General features: G+C 53.1%; 19 protein-coding genes and 1 pseudogene. 12 read left to right on the forward strand and 8 right to left on the reverse strand.

Annotated elements, in window-relative coordinates; all coding sequences use genetic code 11:
- Positions 1–210 precede the first annotated feature (210 nt).
- Complete coding sequence (locus QZQ97_RS05760; protein ID WP_311992643.1) at positions 211–963, forward strand: MipA/OmpV family protein; 753 nt, start codon at positions 211–213, stop codon at positions 961–963.
- Between the two features lie 54 nt (positions 964–1,017).
- Here QZQ97_RS05760 and QZQ97_RS05765 read toward each other — a convergent pair whose 3' ends face one another.
- Both QZQ97_RS05765 and QZQ97_RS05770 read right to left on the reverse strand, forming a co-directional pair.
- Complete coding sequence (locus QZQ97_RS05765) at positions 1,018–1,416, reverse strand: nuclear transport factor 2 family protein (RefSeq protein ID WP_311992644.1); 399 nt, start codon at positions 1,414–1,416, stop codon at positions 1,018–1,020.
- A 19-nt stretch (positions 1,417–1,435) separates the two neighbouring features.
- A complete protein-coding gene (locus QZQ97_RS05770; protein WP_311992645.1) occupies positions 1,436–1,876 on the reverse strand; it encodes a MerR family DNA-binding transcriptional regulator in 441 nt (146 codons plus the stop codon).
- A gap of 71 nt (positions 1,877–1,947) precedes the next feature.
- On the opposite strand from QZQ97_RS05770, the gene QZQ97_RS05775 reads away from it, so the two are divergent.
- A complete protein-coding gene (locus QZQ97_RS05775; protein ID WP_311992646.1) occupies positions 1,948–3,171 on the forward strand; it encodes an NADH:flavin oxidoreductase/NADH oxidase family protein in 1,224 nt (407 codons plus the stop codon).
- 114 nt (positions 3,172–3,285) lie between these two features.
- On the opposite strand, the gene QZQ97_RS05780 is transcribed toward QZQ97_RS05775, so the two are convergent.
- The 5 genes from QZQ97_RS05780 to QZQ97_RS05800 form a co-directional block, all read right to left on the reverse strand.
- Positions 3,286–8,385, reverse strand: coding sequence for an RHS repeat domain-containing protein (locus QZQ97_RS05780; RefSeq protein ID WP_311992647.1), 5,100 nt, complete (start codon positions 8,383–8,385; stop codon positions 3,286–3,288).
- 117 nt (positions 8,386–8,502) lie between these two features.
- Complete coding sequence (locus tag QZQ97_RS05785; RefSeq protein WP_311992648.1) at positions 8,503–8,955, reverse strand: hypothetical protein; 453 nt, start codon at positions 8,953–8,955, stop codon at positions 8,503–8,505.
- A gap of 44 nt (positions 8,956–8,999) precedes the next feature.
- Positions 9,000–9,404, reverse strand: a complete 405-nt coding sequence (locus QZQ97_RS05790) for a fucose-binding lectin II (RefSeq protein ID WP_311992649.1) — start codon at positions 9,402–9,404, stop codon at positions 9,000–9,002.
- A 12-nt stretch (positions 9,405–9,416) separates the two neighbouring features.
- Positions 9,417–9,818 (reverse strand): hypothetical protein, encoded by a 402-nt coding sequence (locus QZQ97_RS05795; protein ID WP_311992650.1) that lies wholly within the window; start codon positions 9,816–9,818, stop codon positions 9,417–9,419.
- Positions 9,815–11,380 carry a hypothetical protein gene (locus QZQ97_RS05800; protein WP_311992651.1) on the reverse strand — a complete coding sequence of 522 codons (1,566 nt, stop codon included), beginning with the start codon at positions 11,378–11,380 and terminating at the stop codon, positions 9,815–9,817. Before QZQ97_RS05800 ends, QZQ97_RS05795 begins: the two co-directional genes overlap by 4 nt.
- Before the next feature lie 661 nt (positions 11,381–12,041).
- On the opposite strand from QZQ97_RS05800, the gene QZQ97_RS05805 reads away from it, so the two are divergent.
- The 4 genes and pseudogenes from QZQ97_RS05805 to QZQ97_RS24540 all read left to right on the forward strand — a co-directional run.
- Positions 12,042–13,427 carry a diaminobutyrate--2-oxoglutarate transaminase gene (locus QZQ97_RS05805; RefSeq protein WP_311992652.1) on the forward strand — a complete coding sequence of 462 codons (1,386 nt, stop codon included), beginning with the start codon at positions 12,042–12,044 and terminating at the stop codon, positions 13,425–13,427.
- 19 nt (positions 13,428–13,446) lie between these two features.
- Positions 13,447–14,919: a pyridoxal phosphate-dependent decarboxylase family protein gene (locus QZQ97_RS05810; protein WP_311992653.1), complete on the forward strand. Its 1,473-nt coding sequence runs from the start codon at positions 13,447–13,449 to the stop codon at positions 14,917–14,919.
- A gap of 249 nt (positions 14,920–15,168) precedes the next feature.
- A complete protein-coding gene (locus QZQ97_RS05815; protein ID WP_311992654.1) occupies positions 15,169–16,101 on the forward strand; it encodes a LysR family transcriptional regulator in 933 nt (310 codons plus the stop codon).
- Between the two features lie 339 nt (positions 16,102–16,440).
- Positions 16,441–16,521 (forward strand): annotated as a pseudogene (locus QZQ97_RS24540) (arylsulfatase regulator); the annotation flags it as partial.
- Positions 16,522–16,636: 115 nt separating this feature from the next.
- Here the strand turns inward: QZQ97_RS24540 and QZQ97_RS05820 are convergent.
- Positions 16,637–17,302, reverse strand: coding sequence for a hypothetical protein (locus QZQ97_RS05820; RefSeq protein WP_311992655.1), 666 nt, complete (start codon positions 17,300–17,302; stop codon positions 16,637–16,639).
- Positions 17,303–18,077: 775 nt separating this feature from the next.
- On the opposite strand from QZQ97_RS05820, the gene QZQ97_RS05825 reads away from it, so the two are divergent.
- From QZQ97_RS05825 to pqqE, 6 genes are all read left to right on the forward strand, one after another.
- Entirely contained in the window at positions 18,078–19,127 is a 1,050-nt protein-coding gene (locus tag QZQ97_RS05825) for a dipeptidase (RefSeq protein WP_311992656.1), read from the forward strand.
- A 121-nt stretch (positions 19,128–19,248) separates the two neighbouring features.
- Positions 19,249–19,326: a pyrroloquinoline quinone precursor peptide PqqA gene (gene pqqA / locus QZQ97_RS05830; protein WP_004937827.1), complete on the forward strand. Its 78-nt coding sequence runs from the start codon at positions 19,249–19,251 to the stop codon at positions 19,324–19,326.
- Between the two features lie 61 nt (positions 19,327–19,387).
- On the forward strand, positions 19,388–20,299 hold the full coding sequence (pqqB, locus tag QZQ97_RS05835) for a pyrroloquinoline quinone biosynthesis protein PqqB (RefSeq protein ID WP_311992657.1): 912 nt from the start codon (positions 19,388–19,390) through the stop codon (positions 20,297–20,299).
- A gap of 9 nt (positions 20,300–20,308) precedes the next feature.
- On the forward strand, positions 20,309–21,064 hold the full coding sequence (gene pqqC, locus QZQ97_RS05840; protein ID WP_311992658.1) for a pyrroloquinoline-quinone synthase PqqC: 756 nt from the start codon (positions 20,309–20,311) through the stop codon (positions 21,062–21,064).
- The gene (gene pqqD / locus QZQ97_RS05845; protein ID WP_311992659.1) at positions 21,064–21,342 is read left to right on the forward strand and encodes a pyrroloquinoline quinone biosynthesis peptide chaperone PqqD; all 279 of its coding nucleotides are present in this window, start codon (positions 21,064–21,066) and stop codon (positions 21,340–21,342) included. Before pqqC ends, pqqD begins: the two co-directional genes overlap by 1 nt.
- Positions 21,335–22,474 carry a pyrroloquinoline quinone biosynthesis protein PqqE gene (gene pqqE / locus QZQ97_RS05850; protein ID WP_442995086.1) on the forward strand — a complete coding sequence of 380 codons (1,140 nt, stop codon included), beginning with the start codon at positions 21,335–21,337 and terminating at the stop codon, positions 22,472–22,474. Before pqqD ends, pqqE begins: the two co-directional genes overlap by 8 nt.
- The last annotated feature ends 3 nt before the right edge of the window (positions 22,475–22,477 follow it).

Raw genomic sequence — 22,477 nt, forward strand, 5'->3', positions numbered from 1 at the left:
TTATTTTCACAAACCTGACACTCTTAAACTCTTTCGCCAATCGCTTGTGGAATGACAACCGAAAAATGGCCGCAGAGGTAAGGGATGAGCCTTTGTAAGCAAACAATTAAGCGTGCGTAAAAAAAATGGAAATGTGAGTTTTTTGTGCCGTTGTTGCTATAAATTCCCTGGGTACCACACTCCGTGGATATTGATATTCAGGTAGACCTTATGAGCCTTTATCCCGTAATGACATGCCGCGTGCTTTTGATTCTTCCTCTTTTCTATGCGTCAGGCGCATTCGCCGGTGAGTGGTCGCTCGGCGCTGCCGCGGGGAGCGGCATCAGTCCCTATCGTGATACGGACAATACCCTGACCGCACTGCCGCTCATTGGGTATGAGGGTGAAGACTTTTATCTGCACGGGTTAAAAGGAGGCTATCACCTGTGGAAAGACGAACAGAATCAACTGGATGTGATGGGTTATTATTCGCCGTTGCATTTCAAACCCGGCGACAGTGACGACAAGCAAATGAAGCGTCTGAACAAGCGTCGTTCAACCGCAATGGCCGGCGTTGAGTACACCCATCGCGCCGCCTGGGGGGCCATTCGCACGGCACTTTCCGCTGACGTGTTGAACAATAGCAACGGCCTGGTGGGCGATCTGGCCTATCTGTACCCCATCCATCTGAATGACTGGGAAATCACCCCGATAGCCGGTGTAAGATGGGACAGCAAAAACCAAAATAAATATTACTATGGCATCAACGCCGGCGAATCGCGCCGAAGCGGGCTGGCCAGTTATACTCCGGATGACAGTTTGACCCCTTACCTGGAATTGGCCGTGCGCTATCATATTAATAAAAGCTGGGATACCTTTGTCTCTGCGCGCTACGAATCGCTGCCAAATACCGTTAAAGACAGCCCAATGGTGGATAAGTCAAATACCGGCTCGCTCTCCTTTGGCGTTAATTACTCATTCTGATGCGGATATTGTTTGCTTTAATTTTATTAGAGTGCGTGAAGATTTAATGAACAATTACTCCGTTGCCGGCGTGCCCTGATGAAAACGCAGTTGCCATCGCTCGCCGGTCTGATGTTCTGATAACACCCAGACAGATGACCGCAACGTGCGCCTCGTGACATTGCCTGCGGCATCACGCTGAAAGCTTTTGTACGTCAACAACGCCACGCCGTCCGTAATCATGGTCAGCTTGAAATCTTCGGCATGAATCACTGCCCGACCGGTTTCTTGCTCAAGCGCCGCAACGGTTTGCCGCTTATCATAATGCCGCCCCGAGCGGCCTATCTCTTCAAAATCGTCATGCAGCAATTCACTGACAAGCTTGCGGCTGTTGCGCGTCGCCGGCTGATGCAGTTGCATCTCCAGCGATGGGATCATGGCTGAAACAGTCAAAACACGCTCCTTTTTGCTCATACCTGTGGGCACTTTTGGTTCATTTACTCGACGCTTTAGTGACATCGTCACTTTTTTGCCGATGACCCGCTGTCTTCTTTGCCACCAAATCCGAGGTTTTCTGGCACATGCCTTCGATACCCACAGTGGCCAGCTTGCGCTTCGCCTCCAACAACGATTCTCGTTGGGCGCTCAGGGTCGCGATCACCCGGTCGATCTCGGCAAGCCGTGCGTCGAGGTTCTGCGTCAGGCTGTCCTCATAGGCTACGCCCTCCAGCGCCAGCAGATTACTCATGGCCTCCAGCGTAAAACCCAGGCTTTGCCCAAGCTGAATCAAATGCAGCCGCTCCAGCGAAGCTTGTCCATACAGGCGATAACCATTGGCGCCGCGCACCGCTTTGGGCAGCAATCCCTGTTGCTCATAGTAGCGTATCGCCGATGCCGTTATACCCGAACGCTCCGCCAGTTCACCTATCTTCATTTCGCTTGACCTTAAAGTTAACTTTAATCTTAGTCTACATGATATCGCTCCCCGATTAAGGAATCACCATCATGTTTAGTCCGCTTATTCTGCCCAACGGTAGCCGCCTCCCCAACCGCTTGGCAAAAGCCGCGATGGAGGAAAATATGGCCGACGCAGGCCAACTGCCCGGCCTCGCACTGCATCGTTTATACCGTAGCTGGGCGCAAGGTGGCGTCGGTTTAATCATTACCGGTAACGTCATGATCGACGGCCGGGCAATGACAGGTCCAGGTGGCGTGGCGCTTGAGGCGGATACTCCGCTGGAACCCTTTAAAGCCTGGGCAAAAGCTGCGCGTCACAACGGCACGCAAGTCTGGATGCAGATTAATCATCCCGGCCGCCAGGTCATGGCCGCTATGGGCGGCACCGCCTGGGCCCCCTCCGCTATCCCGCTGGAAATGGGGAAACACAGCAAGCTGTTCGCTCAGCCAACCGCCATGAGCCCGACGCAGATCGAGGAAGTCATCACCCGCTTTGCCGCCACCGCATACGCCGCCGAACAAGCTGGATTCACCGGGGTGCAAATTCATGCTGCGCACGGTTATTTGATCTCTCAGTTCCTGTCGCCGCTGGCCAATCAGCGTACCGATCAATGGGGTGGCAGCCTCGCTAATCGCGCACGTTTGCTGTTAGAGGTGGTACAGGCGGTACGTGAGCGAGTATCGCCAGATTTTTGCGTAGCGATCAAGTTGAACTCCGCCGATTTCCAGCGCGGCGGCTTTTCCGAAGACGATGCGAAGCAGGTGATCTTGTTGCTTAACGGTTTGCCGGTCGACTTGGTCGAATTGTCCGGCGGCAGCTACGAAAGCCCGGCGATGCAGGGCAAAACGGCGGATGGCCGTACGTTGGCGCGTGAAGCCTATTTCCTGACGTTCGCCCGCGAGCTCGCAGCGGTCGCCGACATGCCGATAATGACAACGGGTGGTATCGCTCGCAAGGCTGTCGCTCAGCAAGTGCTGGACAGCGGTATTGCGGTGGCAGGCATGGCAACGGCCCTGGCGGAGGTACCCGACCTGCCGCTGCAGTGGCAGGTCGGCAAGGAACCGCACGCGTTGCCCAAGCCGGTGGAATGGAAAAACAAAACGATGGCGGCGCTCGCTCGCATGGCGCTGATCACACGACGCCTGCAAGCACTGGGCAATGGCCATTCGCGCAGCGTACGTTACTCGCCGCTGGTCTCGTTAATCGCTAGCCAACTGCGTACAAAGCGCATAACCCGGCGCTATCGCGAATGGCTCCAACAGCGGGCCTAAGGGTGCGAATGGAATGAGGGGCCAATGCCGGCTTGCGCTGACACAGCCGGCATTGTCTTCGGTCAGGGGTTACCCCACGAACGGGAATCACTGCAGTTGCAGCAATGTGCCGTTCTACACCTTCGGCTGAAAAGTGACGGGCGTTAATGTGCCATTGACCACCTCAGCAATGCTGACGTCGACGGTATAGGCCTCTACCGGCCGGTTGAGCGTATTTGCGATGGTTTGCGCCATGTTTTCCATGCCTATCCATTTTCCTGCGGAACAAGAAATCAGCCTGATGGTGCCCCCGCCGCCGCCGATATTATTCTGTATCGCCTGAGCCGTGGTCTTGGCGGAGGCATACCGATACCGGGTTTGCACATCCTCAGGGAAAGAGAATCGCGGATGGCCATGCACAATCACCGTATCCTGCCCCCCGGTCATCGCCCCCAGATTGCTACCTTGCCATTGATGGGCCTCCCGGGGATTGAACTCCAGAATGGTATTGGGCGTGGTCGTGTCCGTAACGATGCTGAACTCCGTGGCACTCATCTCGACGGGCGTGGTACGGATGCCGCCGATTTTCCCGAAGCCGAAATGCGCGCCCGATGCCATCACGCCGGCTCCCATGCCGACAGCGGTGCTGATGCCGATGTTTTCCCACACTTCAGCACTGAAGAATGCCTGATGCTCGAAGCCGGCAGTGACGCCGGCGGAGGCCACCGAGCCTGAGAAACCGCCGGACGCTGAAGCCGACAGAACACCGACAGCCGTGACTCTCCCGGCCGACCAGCCCGCATTCATCGCCGTGCTCATCGCTCCACGACCGACCGCACCGCCGACGCCGGCGCCGACTACGCCAGAGACCGCTCCCGCCAACAGACTGACGCCCCAGTCTTTGGCGCTCAACCCAGGTTCGCCGCTCGCATGAAGTCCCCATTCCGTGATGCCATTACTGACCGCCGTGCCGGCCACGCCCGCCACCGCGCCGACCGCGATGGCGGCACCCATGCCCGTACCCAGTGCCAACGCTCCCGCGCCACCCGTGAGAAGCCCCACGGCGATACCCGCGATAGCCGCACCGATCACCCACCCTATGCTCAAATCCCCACTGGGATCGCTGCCCATGATGGGATTGCCGTTCGCATAGTTGTAGCGGTTGATAAGGTCGGTGGTATCCCTGCTCATGAAGCGCTTGATGCCGGGATGGTAGTAACGCGCCCTCAGGTAGATCAGGGAAGACTCGGGATCGGTATATTCGGCGGTATATCTGAATGGATTTACGCTGATATCGGCATCAAGATGACTGACTCCCTCTTCTCGCCCATAGGGATCGTAAGCGTAGCTGGCATCCATCCCGCAGGTAGCATTGACGACGCCGACGACGTCCCTGAAGGAGGCGATGAAATATTCGGGAACGGTGAGCCCTGCGCTGTCGACCAGCCGAACGTATCTTTTGCTTCCCTGCGCCAGGTAGTGGCTGGTTTTATCTCCCTGTATCTCATTGACGATATTGGGGGATGAGGAATAGTCGTAATAAAACTGTATCGCCGCGCCACCATTGACCTTTTTGCTGGCCCGCAGCCCATCGGGATAGTAATCGTATTCTGCGAGCAGATTGCCGCCGACATCGCTATATCCAATCAACCTGTTTTGCGCGTTGTAGCGATATGTGCCGCCCGCCCCATCGTCGGTCAAATTGCCATTGACGTCGTAGGCGAAGCTTTTTGCGCCGGACGAGGTGTCGATGCGTAATAACTTGTTGTCCTGATCGTAGGTATAGATTGTCGACTGGCTTATAGCCCCGGCCCTGAGATCTTCCTGGATGACGTTGCAGGCCGCGTCATACCGGTACGCCGTGACGACGACGTCGCCGCCCAGGATTTGTTTCCGCTCTTCCGTGAGCTGGTTGAGGCTATTGAAACTGTAGTTCGCCAGATAATTCAAATTGGCATCTTGTGCAAACGCACCCGAGCTGGATTGCAGCTTGACCAGATTACGGGTGATCGGATCGTAGGAATATTGCGTCTCCAGTAAAACGGGGCTGGTCGCCCCCTCGGAGGTATCGGTGATGACCGCCTGCGCAAGGGAACCGAAACCATCGTAGGCGAAACTGCTCAAGATGCCGTTACTGACCCGGATCGCCTTGAGCTTGCCGCTGTTGGCGGCGCTCTCCTCTTTGCTGTAATAGTCGGTCTGAACGCTGTAGTCCTCTCCGACGATCTGTTGTCGAGTTACCCGGCCGTAATTGTCGTACGTATATTGCGTAACCTTCCCGATGGCATCGGTGAATTTGCTGAGCAGCCCCGTGCCGAGATCATATTCATAAAGGATCCTTTTCCCGTCGGGATAGGTCACCGATTCAATCGCACCGCCCAAACTGTAGCCATACGCGATACTCCCTTTGCTCATCCCCTGGCGGAACTCTTCTATTTTGCGCACCTTATGCGTCAAGGGGTCATAGGTATATTGCTTCTCGCACTGCACCCCCTGGTCAGTCCATGCAACCGATACCAACTGGTTATTGGGGTTGTAGCCGCATGCGAACACCGTGCCCGCATAATCCGTGTAACGGGCTACCAGGCCGATCTCGTTATAGACATACGTATACTGCTGGCCGAGTGCATTGGTGTCGGTGAGCAACTGATTCAAGTTATCGTAAAAACGGGTATCGCCGCCGGCGGTGGCCTCTTTCGTCTCCGGCGCGCTGACATGGACGCCGGTGAATACCGCATTGGTAAATAAATCCCTGGAAATATCCTGGCGTTGCACGATGTCGTCACTGCCTGTCGAGCTGTAGGAGCTGACCTGATTGTTGACATCGTATTGGAAGGCGGCCGCCAGCCATTCCTTCCCTGCCGATGGCTCCCCCGTCAGTGACTTGACGATGTTCGAATAGCTGTTGGAGAGGCTCGTCGCCGACACGCTCTCGGAAGAAAACAGGCTGGAGTAAGTGACTTGGTTGAGCGCATTGTCATGCTTGCTCAACGTGCTCACCTTGACGCCGTTAAAAAACTCCGTCTTGGTTTGAGCCGCGGTGTCATATTCGTAGCGATTGACATTGCCGAGCGCATCCGTCGCCGTAACCAACTGGTTTCTGCTGTCATAGGCGTACAGGATCCGCGAGTCGGCGCCCAGAATGCCTTCGGTCCAGATCAATTGGCCGTTGTCGTTATACCCATTGGCGGTAAGCGTGCGTTCCGCCTTGTCATTGCCGCCGTTGTCGGCGGTTTTGACCCTGTCCGTGAACCCATTGTTATAGACATAAGTCTCGAATCCGTTGGCATATCGGGTCGTGGCCTGGTTGGCGGGATCGTCGAAAATGCATTCTGTCACCACGCCCATGGGATCAGTCGAAGTCAGTTGGCGGCCGATATTGTCATACGTATAGCGGAAACCATAATTCACGGCATTAGCCTGGCTGATCATCCATCCCGTCACCGTATCGATTTCAGTCGTATTCTGTCTGCCTTGCGCATTGGTGATGGTGACCGTCAACACGGGAACGGCAAGGGCATAATGGGTCGAGCTCTCCGTGCTCTCCAGCGCATGGCTTTCGCCATCGGCCCATTCCAGCTTCTCGTAAATAACCTTGCCCGATGCGTTGTAGCGATAACTAATCTTCTTGTTCGGGCTAAATACGTCTTTTCCATCAGCGGATACGACAAAGCCGTCTGTGCTCGTTGCGGTATTCTTCTTGTCATCGGTCAGGCTATTGACGATTCTTCTGACGAGGGTCCCATCCGTATAGTCATAAGTGTCCTGCCGGACGAGCTGCCCATAGCCGGCATAATCGTAAAGGGTTTGCACTTTATTGAGCAGTTTGGGCGTCTCGCCCGCCACCGTGCTGCCATAGGAGCGAACTTCCGTCGGCGCTCCGTAGTCGTCGAAGTCCGATTCTATCTCGCTGATTAACGTTTCCCCCGTATCGTTGTAGATCTCGGTCACGACCTTGATGGGGGTCTGATAATTCGGTATCCGCTTTAGTTCGTAGTACGGCGGAAAATATTTCCCGTCGGTTTCGCTGATGAACGTATTGGTGACCTGCCGGATAATCCGAGGCTGCGCATCCTTGGTGAAGGTCTTCGTCACAAGCTCGAGGTGGAGCCGATTGTACTGATGCTCCACAACGAGCACGCCATCGTCGACCTGGCTCACATAACGGTAATCGTCGTCATTGCTTTGCAGCAGGCTATCTTGATATTTCCCCATGATGTACGTCGGATAACCCGTGTAATCGTGGGCATCGCCGTTGGGGTCATAGGAGTAGGAAACCGACCTTGTCTGGATTTGTCCGGCAGTATCGACATAGCTCTGCCTTGTCGCGGCGATACAATCGATGCGATAAAACTGTGACCGGTTCGCATCGACGTAATAACGCAGCGTGGTGTATTCATAGACGACCGAGACGCTGTTCGGGTAAGTGATCTGAGAAATCAAATCGTTCCTGACCAGCCCGCCCCGATTGGCGATGGTGAACCTTTGCCCCAGCGGATTGACATAACCCACCAGATAGCTTTGGCTATCCACCAGATAGGCAAAGGAGATAGCGTTTTTCCCTCCCTGGGGATAAGCAATCTCAATACCCTCGCCGCTATAAGTAAAGGTGATCGCTTGCCCGGCGAACCCGACGATGCGGGACAACTTGCTGTTATAGACATCGCCCGCTTGCGTGTAATAAAAAATGGCATGGTTGTCCCAGCGGTCCGCGATGCCAATCAATCTGCCGTGAGCGTCGAAATACTGCGTTTCGCCGCTGATAAATTGCAATGTATTGCTGTACTTCAACTGATTATCGTAAGGGAATGTTCCCGAATCGTTGGTGAAGACGAGATCCTTCAGGTTGTAGTAGCGCAAACCCGATTCATACAAATCGTCGATGTAGTAAGCGGACGAACCATTAATGAATACCTGGCTCGCCGCGATATAACTGAATGAATAGCTCCAGCCCAAAGGGAGCCCAAGAAGCGTGATTCCCGAGGCGATCGATTGCGGGCTGTAAACGATGGATGGCGTGATGTTGCTGCCCAAGGCACCAAAGAAAGTCGGCGGCGAAAGGGTAACCTGCAGCGTCCCTGTGCGCGGATCGACCTCATAGCCAAGGGAACTGTAAGTCGGCGCATTGGAATATCCGGGTTCGCTTGACGACGCAGCGAGCAAGTTCGCTTTCACTTTCAGGTTGGCCGCCTGATTTTCGAGCACCTTGACATCAAGATTATTTTTGTTTCCCATGGCACGCCCTATCTATTTGTATTTTATGCGCACGGCCGCCCCTCCTCCCGATATGCCGGTAGCAAGGTCGCCAATGAGTATCCGCTGCCGCCGTCAACTGCCAGGTCAGTAATAAGTTCAGTAATAAGTATTGAACAAAATCATGTCGATCATGGAGCCGGAGGCAAAGCCCGCGAAGGATACGGTCAATCCGGTGCCAAAAGATAAATCGCCATCCCCGGTGACTTTCCCCGCTTCGTAGGTCACGCCATCGCATACCAGTTTGATATAACCGACGACATCATCATTCGTGCACAAGCGCAAAATAGTAAATTTCCCATCTTGCGGGATCCTGAAACTGGCCGACGTACCACCGCCGCCACCGCCATATTTGTTATTGCCAATTTGTATGGAATCGATTTTGCTGCCGCTCTTGATCACCACCTGTTGGCCGCCGGTATCCTGGACTGCGCTGAAAGACCCGCCATTACCGCCGTAAGACATTTGATTTTTACCCGCTAGTGCCTTCATAACTGCCCCCATCGATTCGTTGTCGGATTTGTTATTGGTGCGAGGATCTTTTCGATCCAAGCGGCTTTATCCCGCTTGGATCGCCCCGCCTTTTGGTCGGGGTGTTAACCCACGGACTGGAACCATTGCAGTTGCAGCAATGAATCGTTGTAATCATTATCGGTGTAGTCTTCGCTGGCAAAGATGTATTTGCCAAAGTAAACCGTAGCGCCGCTGGTAATCACATCCTGCGACCAGATCACCTGCGAATAACGTTGTCCGTCATTGGTGCCGATCCAAATAGTGTAATTCCCGGTGGCATCCGCAGCCTGGAAGAACCCCTCGCCTATCTGCGTGGGGGTGCCGCCGCTGGAGCTGGCCCCCTGGGTGGTGAAGACCACGTTTGAACTGCTGTCTTTCAGCTGAATAAATTGGTTTGCCGAGCTTTGAACCAAGGCAGACCAAAAAACTATTTTCCCGGAGGGAATATTGATGGCAATGCCATTGCCATTTACGGGTCCAATTGCCATGTCTTCTGCTCCTCAACCAATACTGTTAAACCAGGTCAGTGTCAGGCAGGTATCATTGAAATCCTGATCCGCGCCGTCTTCACTAATGAAATTGAAACAACTGGAATAAATCTGGCTGCCGATATTTAACGCGATTTCATCCCACATGACCTGAGACCAGGACTGGCCATCGTTATAGCCAATGAAAACGGTATAAACCCCGCTGCCGGCGGTAACAAACGAGCCTTGACCAATTTGGGTCGGCGAATGCCCGCCTGTCGATGCACCTTTACTCTCAATAACCACCTGATTCGTCGAGTCGCGAACCAGAACATATTGTGAGTAAGATGCCTGGACATTGGCGGTCCAAAATAACGTTTTTCCTACGGGTAAGGTGATGGCGATGCCATTACCGGAAACGGGTCCAATGCTCATAAACCTCTCCTGCTTTCAACGGTGCCTGAGTTGATGATGGAACTGCCGTGAGATGGGGCTAACAAACGGGTGCTATTATTGCTTTTACAAACAAAATCAGGCTGCTGCTGTTTTAAGGCATTACAAATGCCATTAGCCATAGCAACCTGGCTTTGCGGGGTGAAGTTATTAGGAAAAGCCTTTGCCGTCATAAATATCGGCGATAGCTGTTGGTAATAACTGTTATTGGTAATGATCGACTGTTGCCAGAATTGCTGAGTGGCCACCAACAATGTCCGCCACGGCGTACCAGCAGGCAGATCTTTGGACTGCACGATATAATTTTTCATCGCCGTGCCGGTCATTAACGTGGTGAACGCTTGCGCATTGAGCGCACATTGGCTGCCCGGCTTGCATGTCGCGGCGCTGGTAACGAAAGCATCTTCAAATAACAGCGGTTGCGGATGTTCTCCCCAAGGGGTTGGCACGACATACAGCGATTTTTGCGTTGACGAATAGAGATTCACGAAGAAAGACTGTTCGGAAAATCCCATGTCGGTGCTGGCCTGCCCGGAGGCGAAAACTTGCTCGGTGCCGCCATTCGGGGCGTTATGATAGGTGTTATTGGTGCACTTATTTATACCGTTAAAAGTACAGGTATCAGACAGTGAAACCAATTGATTAACGACGTCGTTGTCAGGCGGCATTTGCATTGCCTGCTGCAGCGCACCATAACCGTAGGTCTGCACATAAGCGTTGATATAGTCGGCAGGAATGGTCCAACTCCCATTAAAGCTGCCCACCAATTTGGTGACTGACGACGTTTGGGTCTTCAAATAATTCAGCATTTGCGACAGGCTTTGCTGCTGCTGAATCGCCTGATCGAATGCGTAGATAAAGTTCATGCAGAGCCAACTGGGGATCGCCCATAACTTACCTTGGTAAGTGGCCCCCGCCAGCGCCACGGCCCAGGGCACTTCGCCGGTAATCTCGGCGGGATTGATTAACTGATTATCCGCCAGAAAACCCAGATAAAGGACATCAAGCTCCATCACGTCAAACCCATCATTACCCAGCAGGACCGGCAACTCGGTAAAACTGTAAATATTCACCTGCGGATTCAGCACTGCATTGAGTAACACTTGCGGATGCTGCGACTGATAAGTTTGCACAATATAGGCAACCAAACTTTCAAAGTTATCCGTGGGTAGCGTAGGAAGAAAAGGATAAAGCGAAACGTTCAATACTTGCGTTTGCTGCCCATTCAACACCAGGGTTTGATTTGGGCCGCTGGGTGTAATGGTCATCGAGCGGGTCTGCAAGTTATTGCAATTGGCCCAATTGATAACAGGATCTTTCGGCCTGCTGGTGTTCTGCCCCACAAAGAACGACTGTCCCGGCTGCACCTTAATGAACCAATCGAAACTGCTGCCTGAAGAGACCGTCCAGCCGTCAACCGTGCAGGTAATGGGCGATAAAGAGGTGTTTTTCAATATTAGCTGGCCGGCAATAACTGTGGTGCCGCTAAAAAAAGACAGCGTTAATGCAAAGGCGTAGAATAACGCCCGATAAATAGAGTTCATAGAAGCCTCACATAAATACAATAAAAACAGCGCCCTCCTATTTTCGAGGAAAAATAAAAGGCGTAATTATCCCGTGGCGGCACATGACAGAAAAATCAAAGTCACTTTGAATGCTAATTTTTTTACATTTAACTCTGTTAGCGTGATCTTTATATTTATTGAAATGACTTTGAATGTGAAGAGTCGATAAAGTTCTGGGGTTTTTAATCTTCTGAATATAGCACCCCGCTTAATTCCCTGCAAAGATACTCAAATAAAAATTATATATTCATCGGAATACATACTCACCATGATAATAAAATACGCCCGCAATTATTCGATATTTATTGATTTAAGCGGCGCTCCTGCTCAAGGCCGCTACTGGCGCCCTCTGGCGGACGAATCGCCCCCGGCGGTCAGTCTATCGCCATACAAAAAACGTGTCTAAATGTTGTCAGCAAACGTTTTAGCCGTGGGTACAGCCTCAGGGGGGTGGCATGAATGGTCACAAAAACAGCAACATATTGATTGAGACATAAAAACATCAATAAAATCAAGGGGAAATAAGCTATTGAGTCCCAGGCTAAAAAGCCATATATTGGACGCGATTTTTTACCGGGTTTACTTTTAAATTCAATTAATTCAACCAGGGCGTTTTGACACTCCCGGTTGTAGGAGAGATATGATGACGGATAAAGTCCGTATTGACACTTTAGTTGCGAATTCATTAAATGGAAACAATGAAACCTATTTGGCGAGACAGGCCGAATTTGAATCGAATGTCAGAAGTTATCCACGCAAATTGCCACTGGCCATCGCCAAAGCAGAAGGCGTGTGGATCACAGACGTTGAGAATAATCAGTATCTTGACTGCCTGGCTGGCGCCGGAACCCTGGCGCTTGGGCATAACCACCCTGACATGCTGAAAAGCATCCAAGATGTCATTACCAGCGGCTTGCCGTTACATACCCTCGATCTGACCACGCCTTTGAAAGATCGTTTCTCCGAATACCTGCTCTCCTTGTTACCCGGCCAGGGCAAAGAGTATTGCCTGCAGTTCACCGGCCCATCCGGCGCAGACGCCGTTGAAGCCGCACTTAAGCTGGCCAAAAAACACACTGGCCGCTCCGGCGTGATCAGTTTCTCCGGCGGTTATCATGGCATGACCCATGGCGCGCTGGCGGTAACGGGTAACCTGTCACCGAAAGAAGCCATCAACGGCATGATGCCGGAAGTTCAGTTCATGCCCTACCCGCACCTGTACCGCTGCCCGCTGGGCATTGGCGGCGAGGCCGGCGTCAAGGCATTGACCTACTATTTCGACAACCTGATCAATGACGTCGAAAGCGGCGTACGCAAACCTGCGGCCGTCATTCTGGAAGCCGTTCAGGGTGAAGGCGGCGTTAACCCGGCCCCGGCCGAGTGGTTGCAGCGCATTCGCAAAGTCACTCAGGAACACGGCATTTTGCTGATTATCGATGAAGTTCAGGCCGGCTTTGCGCGTACGGGCAAATTCTTCGCCTTTGAGCACGCGGGCATTGAGCCGGACATCATCGTGATGTCCAAAGCCGTAGGCGGTGGTTTGCCGTTGGCCGTATTGGCCATCAAGAAGCAGTTTGACGCCTGGGAGCCTGGCCACCATACCGGCACCTTCCGCGGCAACCAATTGGCGATGGCGACCGGCCTGACCACCCTGCAGCACCTCAAAGACAACCAGATTGCCGAAAAAGTGGCCGCTCAGGGCGAATGGCTGAAAGCCAAACTGGCCGAGCTGCAAAAACGTTATCCGGTGATAGGTCACGTGCGTGGCCTGGGCTTGATGATTGGCATCGAGATCGTCAAACCAGACGAAGCGCAAGATCATATGGGTTGCTACCCTGCTGATGGCCAATTATCCGCATTGCTGCAGAAAAAATGCTTTGAAGCCGGGCTGATTCTGGAACGCGGTGGCCGTAATGGTTGCGTACTGCGCCTGCTGCCTTCCTTGCTGATCACCAACGATGAGTTGGGTATTTTCCTGGATAAATTTGAACAAGCCCTGTTAGCGGCCGGCGTCAAACCCGTCTGATGTGGAGTGAATGACCGCGATGTCCAAGTTAAACCCGATTCTGGCGGCCTCGGCGCAAAGCACCGAGGCATACCGGCAAGCGATTTCACAGAGTAGCCAGGCCGTTGTGCAATGGCTGCAACAACCCGAGATGTATCAGGGGAAAACCGTTGCCGAACTGCGTGAACGCATTACGCTCGATTTCAATCCACAGGGCCTGGGCAACCAGGCCGCGATTGAACGCGCGATTGAGTACTTTTTAAAAGACAGCCTGTCGGTTCACCACCCGCAGTGCGTGGCGCATTTGCATTGCCCAAGCCTGGTGGTCAGCCAGGCCGCTGAGGTCTTGATTAACGCTACCAACCAAAGCATGGACTCCTGGGATCAAAGCCCATCAGCCACCATCATCGAGATGAAGTTGATCGAATGGTTGCGCACCCAGGTGGGTTATCAGCCTGGCGATGCCGGGGTGTTCACCAGCGGCGGTACCCAGAGCAACCTGATGGGCCTGATGTTGGCGCGCGACGCCTTCTTTGCGCGCCAGGGGCACTCTATCCAGCAGGACGGCCTGGTAGGCAACCTGAGAAAGATTAAAGTCTTATGTTCTGAAAACGCCCATTTCTCGGTGCAAAAGAACATGGCTTTGCTGGGCTTGGGTTACCAATCCGTCACGCTGGTGAAAACCGATCGGTTCGCGCGCATGGATCTGAACGATTTAGCCGAAAAAGTGGCGCAGTCCGAAGCCAACGGCGAACAGATCCTGGCGATTGTAGCGACCGCCGGTACCACGGATGCCGGGGCTATTGATCCCCTGCGCGCTATCGCGCAGTTGGCGGCGAAACACCAGATCTGGGTGCATGTCGATGCAGCCTGGGGCGGTGCATTGTTGCTGTCGGAGAAATACCGCGATTATCTGGATGGCATTGAATTGGTGGACTCCATTACGTTGGACTTCCACAAGCAATTCTTCCAGACCATCAGTTGCGGTGCCTTCTTGCTGAAAGAAGCCCGTCACTATGAGCTGATGCGCTATCAGGCCGCCTACCTGAACTCCGAGTTCGACGAAGCGCAGGGCGTGCCGAACCTGGTGTCCAAATCGCTGCAAACCACCCGCCGTTTTGATGCGTTAAAACTGTGGATGGGCCTGGAAGCCCTGGGGCAAAAGCAGTACGCGGAGATCATCGATCACGGCGTTACGCTGGCGCAGCAGGTTGCGCACTACATCGGCGATCAACCGTCGCTGGAACTGGTTATGCAGCCGCAGTTGGCCAGCGTTCTGTTCCGCTACCTCCCGCCGCAGTTGGCGGCGAGCGGTGATGCGGCGATAGCCTTGCTCAACCAACGGATTGGCGATGCCTTGCTGGAATCAGGTCGCGCCAACGTGGGCGTTACCGAGTTTGATGGCGTTACCTGCCTGAAAATGACGTTATTGAACCCGACCGTCAGCCTGGAAGACATTAAAGTGTTGCTGGCGCTGGTGGAAACCACTGCGAAACAGTTGCCGACCGCTTAAACCCGGTTTACCGTTAATTGAAGTTAAAAGCCGATAGCATTCTGTTATCGGCTTTTTTATTGCAGATTTACGCGTACTCCCCCCATTTACCAAGGCACAACCCGGCCCAGGCAATCGAGGTAATGCAGCCCCGAGCGCCCGGCATACTCACATGAGATATCTTGTCATGCAGTAAATATAAAGCGGAAGACGCAGCGTTTGCAGTTATAAACCCTATACCACTTTCTTTGGCCAACGAGACTAAACAGCATGATGGAACCCGATCTCAACCTACTCATTGCCCTCGACGTGTTACTGGCCGAAGGCAGCGTGGTCGGTGCAGCGCGGCGTCTTGGGTTAAGCGCCTCGGCCATGAGCCGCACGCTCAGCCGCTTGCGCACCGCGACAGGCGATCCTTTACTGGTGCGCGCCGGCCGCAATATGGTGCTGACACCTTATGCCGAAGGGATACGCGAGCGTGCGCAAAATACCGTCTTTGAGGCACGCGCCGTGCTCCGTCCTTCTGCAGCGGAGCTGGATCCGGCCACGCTGGAACGAACCTTTATCCTGCGTACCAACGACGGCTTTGTGGAGGCTTTTGGCCCTGCGCTTATCGCGGCGACGGCAACGGCGGCCCCTTTAGTGCGTCTGCGTTTTGCGCCAAAACCCGAGAAAAGCTCAAAGCCTTTGCGAGAAGGCCTGGTTGATCTCGAGATCGGCGTGTTGGGTGACATGGGGCCTGAAATACGCCTGCAGGCGCTATTCAGGGACAGGTTCGTGGGGGTGGCAAGAACGGGTCATCCGCTGGCGTTACAGCCTGACGTTACCCTGGAGCGCTATGTTGCCTGCGGGCATGTTGTCGCCTCACGCAGCGGGCGGACAAGCGGGCCGGTCGACCAGGCGCTGGCAGAACTGGGGCTGGAACGGAACATCGCCGCTGTGGTGCCGAGTTTTCCCACCGCACTGGCGGTGGCCCAGGCGTCAGATCTGGTGGCGCTGGTGCCCGCATCTTTTCTTATCAATCAACCCATCGTTAATGGGAACGGGGTTGTCGCCGCACTTTTCGCTTTTGAACTGCCGGTAAAAACTCAGGGGATTACCGTCTCGCAAATGTGGCACCCGCGTTCCGAAACGGATCCGGCCCATCGCTGGCTTCGACAATTGGTGTTGAGCGTCTGCCGCCGACAGGCGCCGGAGTCATGAAAAAGCAAACAGATGCCATGACGCGTCACTTATGCCGGAGTAAAACGCCGGATAAGAGTAATAAAAGCTTATACGGTTTAAGGCAAAGAAAATCCAAATGAAGGTTGGTCAGAATAATTACGCAGCGCAACCATTATCATGAAAGGTGTTTATTGAATTGATTCATTTGGTTTTAATAGTGCCCACTATGCAGTACAGTAAAACGATGACGCCCAATCAATCGAAGCACTGCATAGTGGAACGGGAATATTAACGTAATGAATTTGAATTTCTAACCTTATGTAACTAAAAAAACCTAAAAACCCAACCACTTCCGAATATCTGCCTGCGATATCGAGGTATTTCCGCTTTGCGATTTGGATGGAACGTTTGGCGCAGGGTATGGCGGATGGGGTCATTGAGGCTCCCAACGATCACTAAAAAGACCAGGACGGAAATTTCGGCGGTTTCGGCGTAGAACCCCGTTATATCCAAACTCACCGCTATTTGGATGAGACCAACCTGAAGCTGGTCTCGGAAATTGATATGAAGATTATTATTTTATAGAACAGGTCAAATCTTCATTTAGGGTGAAAATTCTCTCCTTATCAATCTCCTCAGTTTTATCACCGCACGGAATGTATTTTGTTGTGAAAGGATTATAAAAGCCAACTTGAATCATTGAATGATCTTTAACCGATGTTGCCTTCCAGTAATCGGTACTTACTGAGTACAACCTTTTTTCATGGGGGTTTAGATATCCCAAGACAGAATCTGATGCAAAATTATTGGCCTTATCCACTGAAAAAGCTGGATAAACTTTTTTCTTTGAATTATTTTCTAAAGTATAGATATGTGGTGCATCAGGTTTGTAGTTACCTTCAGTTTCAATGCAGTTCCCAGTGATTCTCCAGCCATGGTGTGATGTAACAATCATTGAATAGTTACATCCTTGACTATTTCCATGGAGGGATGAAGGTACTGACTTTTCAGTAATGCTGGTACCATTTTCATCTTTGACGGAGATTGAAATACTCTCCTGTGGAGATACAGGATTTCGTGAATCATAGAATCTTGTGTCTTTGCCCTCTTTGACAACAGTCTGTCCATATTTTAGCTGATAGTGCAAACCCTCTGGATTTTCTAAATTAAAACTGTCAGCCATAGCTAAACTTGAAAAAGAACCCAGAATAGCGACCGGTAGAAAAATGTTTAATTTCATTTTGCCCCCATAAAAATCAAATTTAACCTAAATAATTACTTAACTAATTGATAATAATCTCAACAAAAATGTCATTTAAACATTAGTTACTATTGCAGATATCTGCAACCTCCCTTAAAAGAAAAACTATTTTCATTGAAATTAAAACAAATAATTTTATAAAAACCAGATAGTTATACTGACTTTAAGATCGCAGAAAAAAAGATCGCAGGATGTATAGGCTGGAGGCATGAGCATATATTACACATCCATATGGCAGGCGCATTTTACTGCATTATGGGAATGGGAAGCTTCAGCATCGTTTAATACCGCAATACACCAAGCTTGAGACAAGTGGGGAGCATGCAGGTTAGCCGCATTGACGCGCGATACGAGCCCTCATGAATGGATTCACGGGATGTCGGCGCTCTGCATGCTCCTCACCTATAGCACTAGGCGCAGCTATTTAGAATAGTAAACATGAAGGAATATGTCGGGAATCATTAACGGAAAGATCCACGCTTGCCGGAAAAAATAACGGCAGAACAATGCCGCAACTGCCGATAAATAATCAATCGGTTACAACGCAGATTAAATAGCCTTGCAAAATCGCGTTAACCGCTGCAAATATCCTCTTCCTTGGCACGATTACCGTACCGTTCAGAGATACACTGCGAGAAGCACGGTCCGCCGCTACACTGTGCCAGACGACGCTACCCTGTCGCTTCCCGGCGCGATAATATGGCTCGCATAATCCTGTCGCCGCCTCATGCCGGTCATTTTTACAGTGGAACTCATGACACTCTTATCCCCCTTGCCTGTTTTTGACGGCCATAACGATTTGCTGCTCAAGCTTTGGCTGGAGCACCCTGACGATCCCGTTGCCGCCTTTTACTCCAGGGTGGAAAACGGTCATCTGGACTTTGCACGCATGAAATGCGGCGGTTTTTTCGGCGGGTTATTTGCGGTATTCATCCCCCCGGCGAGTTATATCGCGCAGATGCGTAACCAGACCGAAGAGCAAGCCCTCGCCAGCTATGATCCGTTGGCGATCACCGAAGCGCAGATCGCTATCATGTATCAGTTGGAGCAGGCGTCCGAGGGCCGGTTACGGATATGCCGCACGGTCAGCGAGATAGAATATTGCCAACGCCATCAACTCATTGCCGCCGTGCTGCATATCGAAGGAGCCGGCGCATTGGATGCAGAACTGACGCGCCTCGATCGGTTTTATGATTGGGGTGTACGCAGCATAGGGCCCTTCTGGAATCTGCCCAATGCGTTCGGCGAAGGCGTCAGCGGGCCATTTCCCGCCTCCCCGGACAGTGGTGCGGGTTTAACGCAGGCTGGCAAAGCGCTCATCCGGGCCTGCAATCAACGCCGTATCATGATCGACGTTTCGCACATGAATGAAAAAACATTTTGGGACACGGCGGCGCTCAGCGACGCCCCTCTGGTCGCCACTCACTCAAATGCCCATACGTTATGCCCGCAACCGCGCAATCTGACCGATGCGCAATTAGAAACCATCGCACAACGCAATGGTTTCGTTGGGGTTAATTTTGGTACCGCGTTTCTTCGCGCCGATGGCAAACGTGACAGTGCAACGACACCTTTGACAGAAATTGTTAAACACATTGAGTTTTTGATCGCTAAACTTGGTGAAGATCACGTCGGATTCGGTTCTGACTTCGATGGCGTGAACATTCCGCAACAGCTTGGCGACGTGAGCGGTTTACCGCGCCTGATGCAAGCATTGTCACAGGCTGGTTTTGATGACCGGTTATTGGAAAAACTGGCCTGGCGTAATTGGCTCAGAACCTTGGCCGCTTCTTGGCGCGAATAAAAACTTACTTTTATAAGGTTGCGAATTTCATCACATTTCATCAACATCGGGGCCGCGCCGGGTGAGATCGATTTTGTTACCTGGCTTGTCCCATCTTGATTCACACAACAGGAGTATCGTTATGACTACTTGGACCAAACCAGAATTTGTTGATCTGCGTCTGGGGCTGGAAGTAACACTGTACATTTCCAACCGTTAATCGCCCCATCTGCCCGTTCCCCCGGAGCGGGCAGTTCTTTTCCCCTTTTTCTGGTCATTACATGCAGATTAAAGTGCTCGGCTCTGCAGCAGGCGGCGGTTTTCCACAATGGAACTGCAACTGCAAAAATTGTCAGGGGGTACGCAACAAGACGCTCAACGCCTCGCCCCGGACACAATCCTCGATTGCCATCAGCGACGATGGTAAAAACTGGGTGCTGTGCAACGCCTCTCCCGATATTGGCCAACAACTGCTTGCTTCGCCTGAATTGAACAACCCCAATGTGCTTCGCGGCACCGGTATCGGCGCCATTATCCTGACCGACAGCCAAATCGATCACAGTGCAGGCTTACTCAGTTTGCGTGAAGGTTGCCCACACCACGTTTGGTGCACCCGCGAAGTTCACGACGATCTCAACACCGGTTTCCCGGTATTTACCATGTTGACTCATTGGAATGGCGGCTTGATTCATCACCCTGTCGTTCCACTGGAATCGTTCCAGACGGCGGTTTGCCCAAGTATCCGCTTTACCGCAATACCGCTCTTGAGCAATGCGCCGCCTTATTCCCGCTATCGCAACCGCCCGTTGCCAGGCCACAACGTCGCCCTGTTTATTGAAGATACGCTGAGCGGCTCCAACCTGCTCTACGCCCCCGGCCTTGGCGAGCCGGACGACGCGCTCCTCCCCTGGCTACAGCGCGCAGATTGCCTGCTGATCGACGGTACGCTGTGGCGTGACAATGAGTTGGCTAGCCTCGGCGTCGGCCATAATACCGGCAAAGACATGGGCCATCTGGCGCTGGCGGAAGAACAGGGTCTGGCGGCATTGCTCGGCAGCCTGCCGGCCAAACGCAAGATCCTGATCCACATTAACAACACCAATCCCATTCTTGACGAAGATTCCGCAGAGCGCCAAAGCCTGACCGACGCCGGCATTGAAGTGAGTTGGGATGGGATGAACATCGAATTGTAGGTGAGTACCATGACACAGCAACAGCCACTTTCGGCACCGGCGTTCGAAGCGGCGCTGCGCGCCAAAGGCGCCTATTATCATATCCATCACCCGTATCATATCGCGATGCACAACGGTGAAGCGACGCGGGAACAGATCCAGGGCTGGGTGGCTAACCGCTTTTATTATCAGACCAGCATCCCGATCAAGGATGCGGCGATCATGGCCAACTGCCCGCACCCGCAAACGCGGCGCAAATGGGTGCAGCGCATTCTCGATCACGACGGATACGGCGGTAGCGAAGGCGGAATTGAAGCCTGGCTGCGTCTCGGCGAGGCGGTGGGTCTCGAGCGCGACATCCTGCTGTCTGAGGAGTTGGTGTTGCCGGGTGTGCGCTTCGCGGTGGATGCCTACGTCAACTTCGCTCGCCGCGCATGCTGGCAAGAAGCGGCATGCAGTTCGCTGACCGAACTGTTTGCGCCGCAAATCCACCAGTCGCGTCTTGATAGTTGGCCGCAGCATTACCCGTGGATTGACGCGGAAGGTTACGATTACTTCCGCAGCCGTCTTGGACAAGCCAACCGCGACGTTGAGCACGGGTTGACGCTGGCGCTGGATTATTGCGATACCGTGGAGAAACAACAGCGCATGCTCGAGATCCTGCAGTTCAAACTGGATATCCTCTGGAGCATGTTGGATGCCATGAGCATGGCTTATACCCTTGACAGGCGCCCTTACCACTGCGTGACCGACGCGCGGGTGTGGCACAACCGGAGGCTGGTGTAATGACGCTGAACCGAGAACAAACCCCGTTATTCCGGCGCGGTTATCGCCTGCAATGGGAAGAAGTGCAAAATAGCCATGTCATCCTCTATCCGGAGGGCATGGCCAAGCTGAATGAAAGCGCTGCACTTATTTTGCAACTGGTCGATGGCAAGTCGACGCTGCATGACATCATCGGCCAACTGAATGCCCGCTTCCCGGGGGCGCCGGGGTTGGCGGACGATGTGGTCGAGTTTTTCCAACGTGCCTACGCGCAAAAATGGGTGATTTTCCGTGACTGATATAACCGCCGCCTCTGCGGTGAATCCCCCGCTCTGGCTATTGGCGGAGCTGACCTACCGTTGCCCGTTGCAATGCCCCTACTGTTCTAACCCGCTCGATTTTGCCGCTCAGGAGAAAGAGCTGACCACCGAACAGTGGATAGACGTATTCCGTCAGGCCCGAGCAATGGGCAGCGTACAACTGGGCTTTTCCGGCGGTGAACCGCTGGTACGCAAGGATTTGCCCGAGCTGATCGCCGCCGCGCGCGATCTGGGGTTTTACACCAACCTGATCACCTCCGGCATCGGCCTGACCGAGAAAAAACTGCAAACCTTCGCGGACGCCGGGTTGGACCATATCCAGATCAGTTTTCAAGCCAGCGATGAAACGCTAAACGCCGCGCTGGCGGGATCCGCCAAGGCATTCCAGCAAAAACTGGCGATGGCGAAAGCGGTCAAAGCACTCGGCTACCCGATGGTGCTCAACTTCGTGCTGCATCGCCACAATATCGATCAAATCGACCGCATCATTGAGCTGGCCATTCAACTGGAAGCCGACGATGTCGAACTGGCGACCTGTCAGTTCTATGGCTGGGCGCAATTAAATCGCGAAGGCCTGCTGCCGACTCGCGAACAAATCGCGCGTGCGGAAGAGGTCGTGAAGCGCTACCGCGAAAAAATGAGCGACAGCGGCAATCTGGCGAACTTGTTATTCGTCACGCCCGATTATTACGAAGAACGGCCCAAAGGTTGTATGGGCGGCTGGGGCGCAATCTTTCTGAGCGTGACGCCGGAAGGCATGGCATTGCCCTGCCACAGCGCACGTCAGTTACCGGTGAAGTTCCCTTCGGTGCTGGAACATGACTTGCACCACATCTGGTATCACTCCTTTGGTTTTAATCGCTATCGCGGTTATGACTGGATGCCGGAGCCATGCCGCTCCTGCTCCGAAAAGGAGAAAGATTACGGCGGTTGTCGTTGCCAGGCGTTCATGCTGACCGGCGACGCCCAAAATGCCGACCCGGTGTGCTCTAAATCGCCGCACCATGGCACCATACTGGCCGCACGCGAGGCCGCCAACCACACGCAAATCGGTATTGAACAACTGCGTTTTCGCAACGCCGCCAATTCGCGGTTGATCTTCAAAGGGTAAAAC

This window comes from Serratia sp. root2 (assembly GCF_031931805.1).
Classification (GTDB): domain Bacteria; phylum Pseudomonadota; class Gammaproteobacteria; order Enterobacterales; family Enterobacteriaceae; genus Serratia; species Serratia inhibens.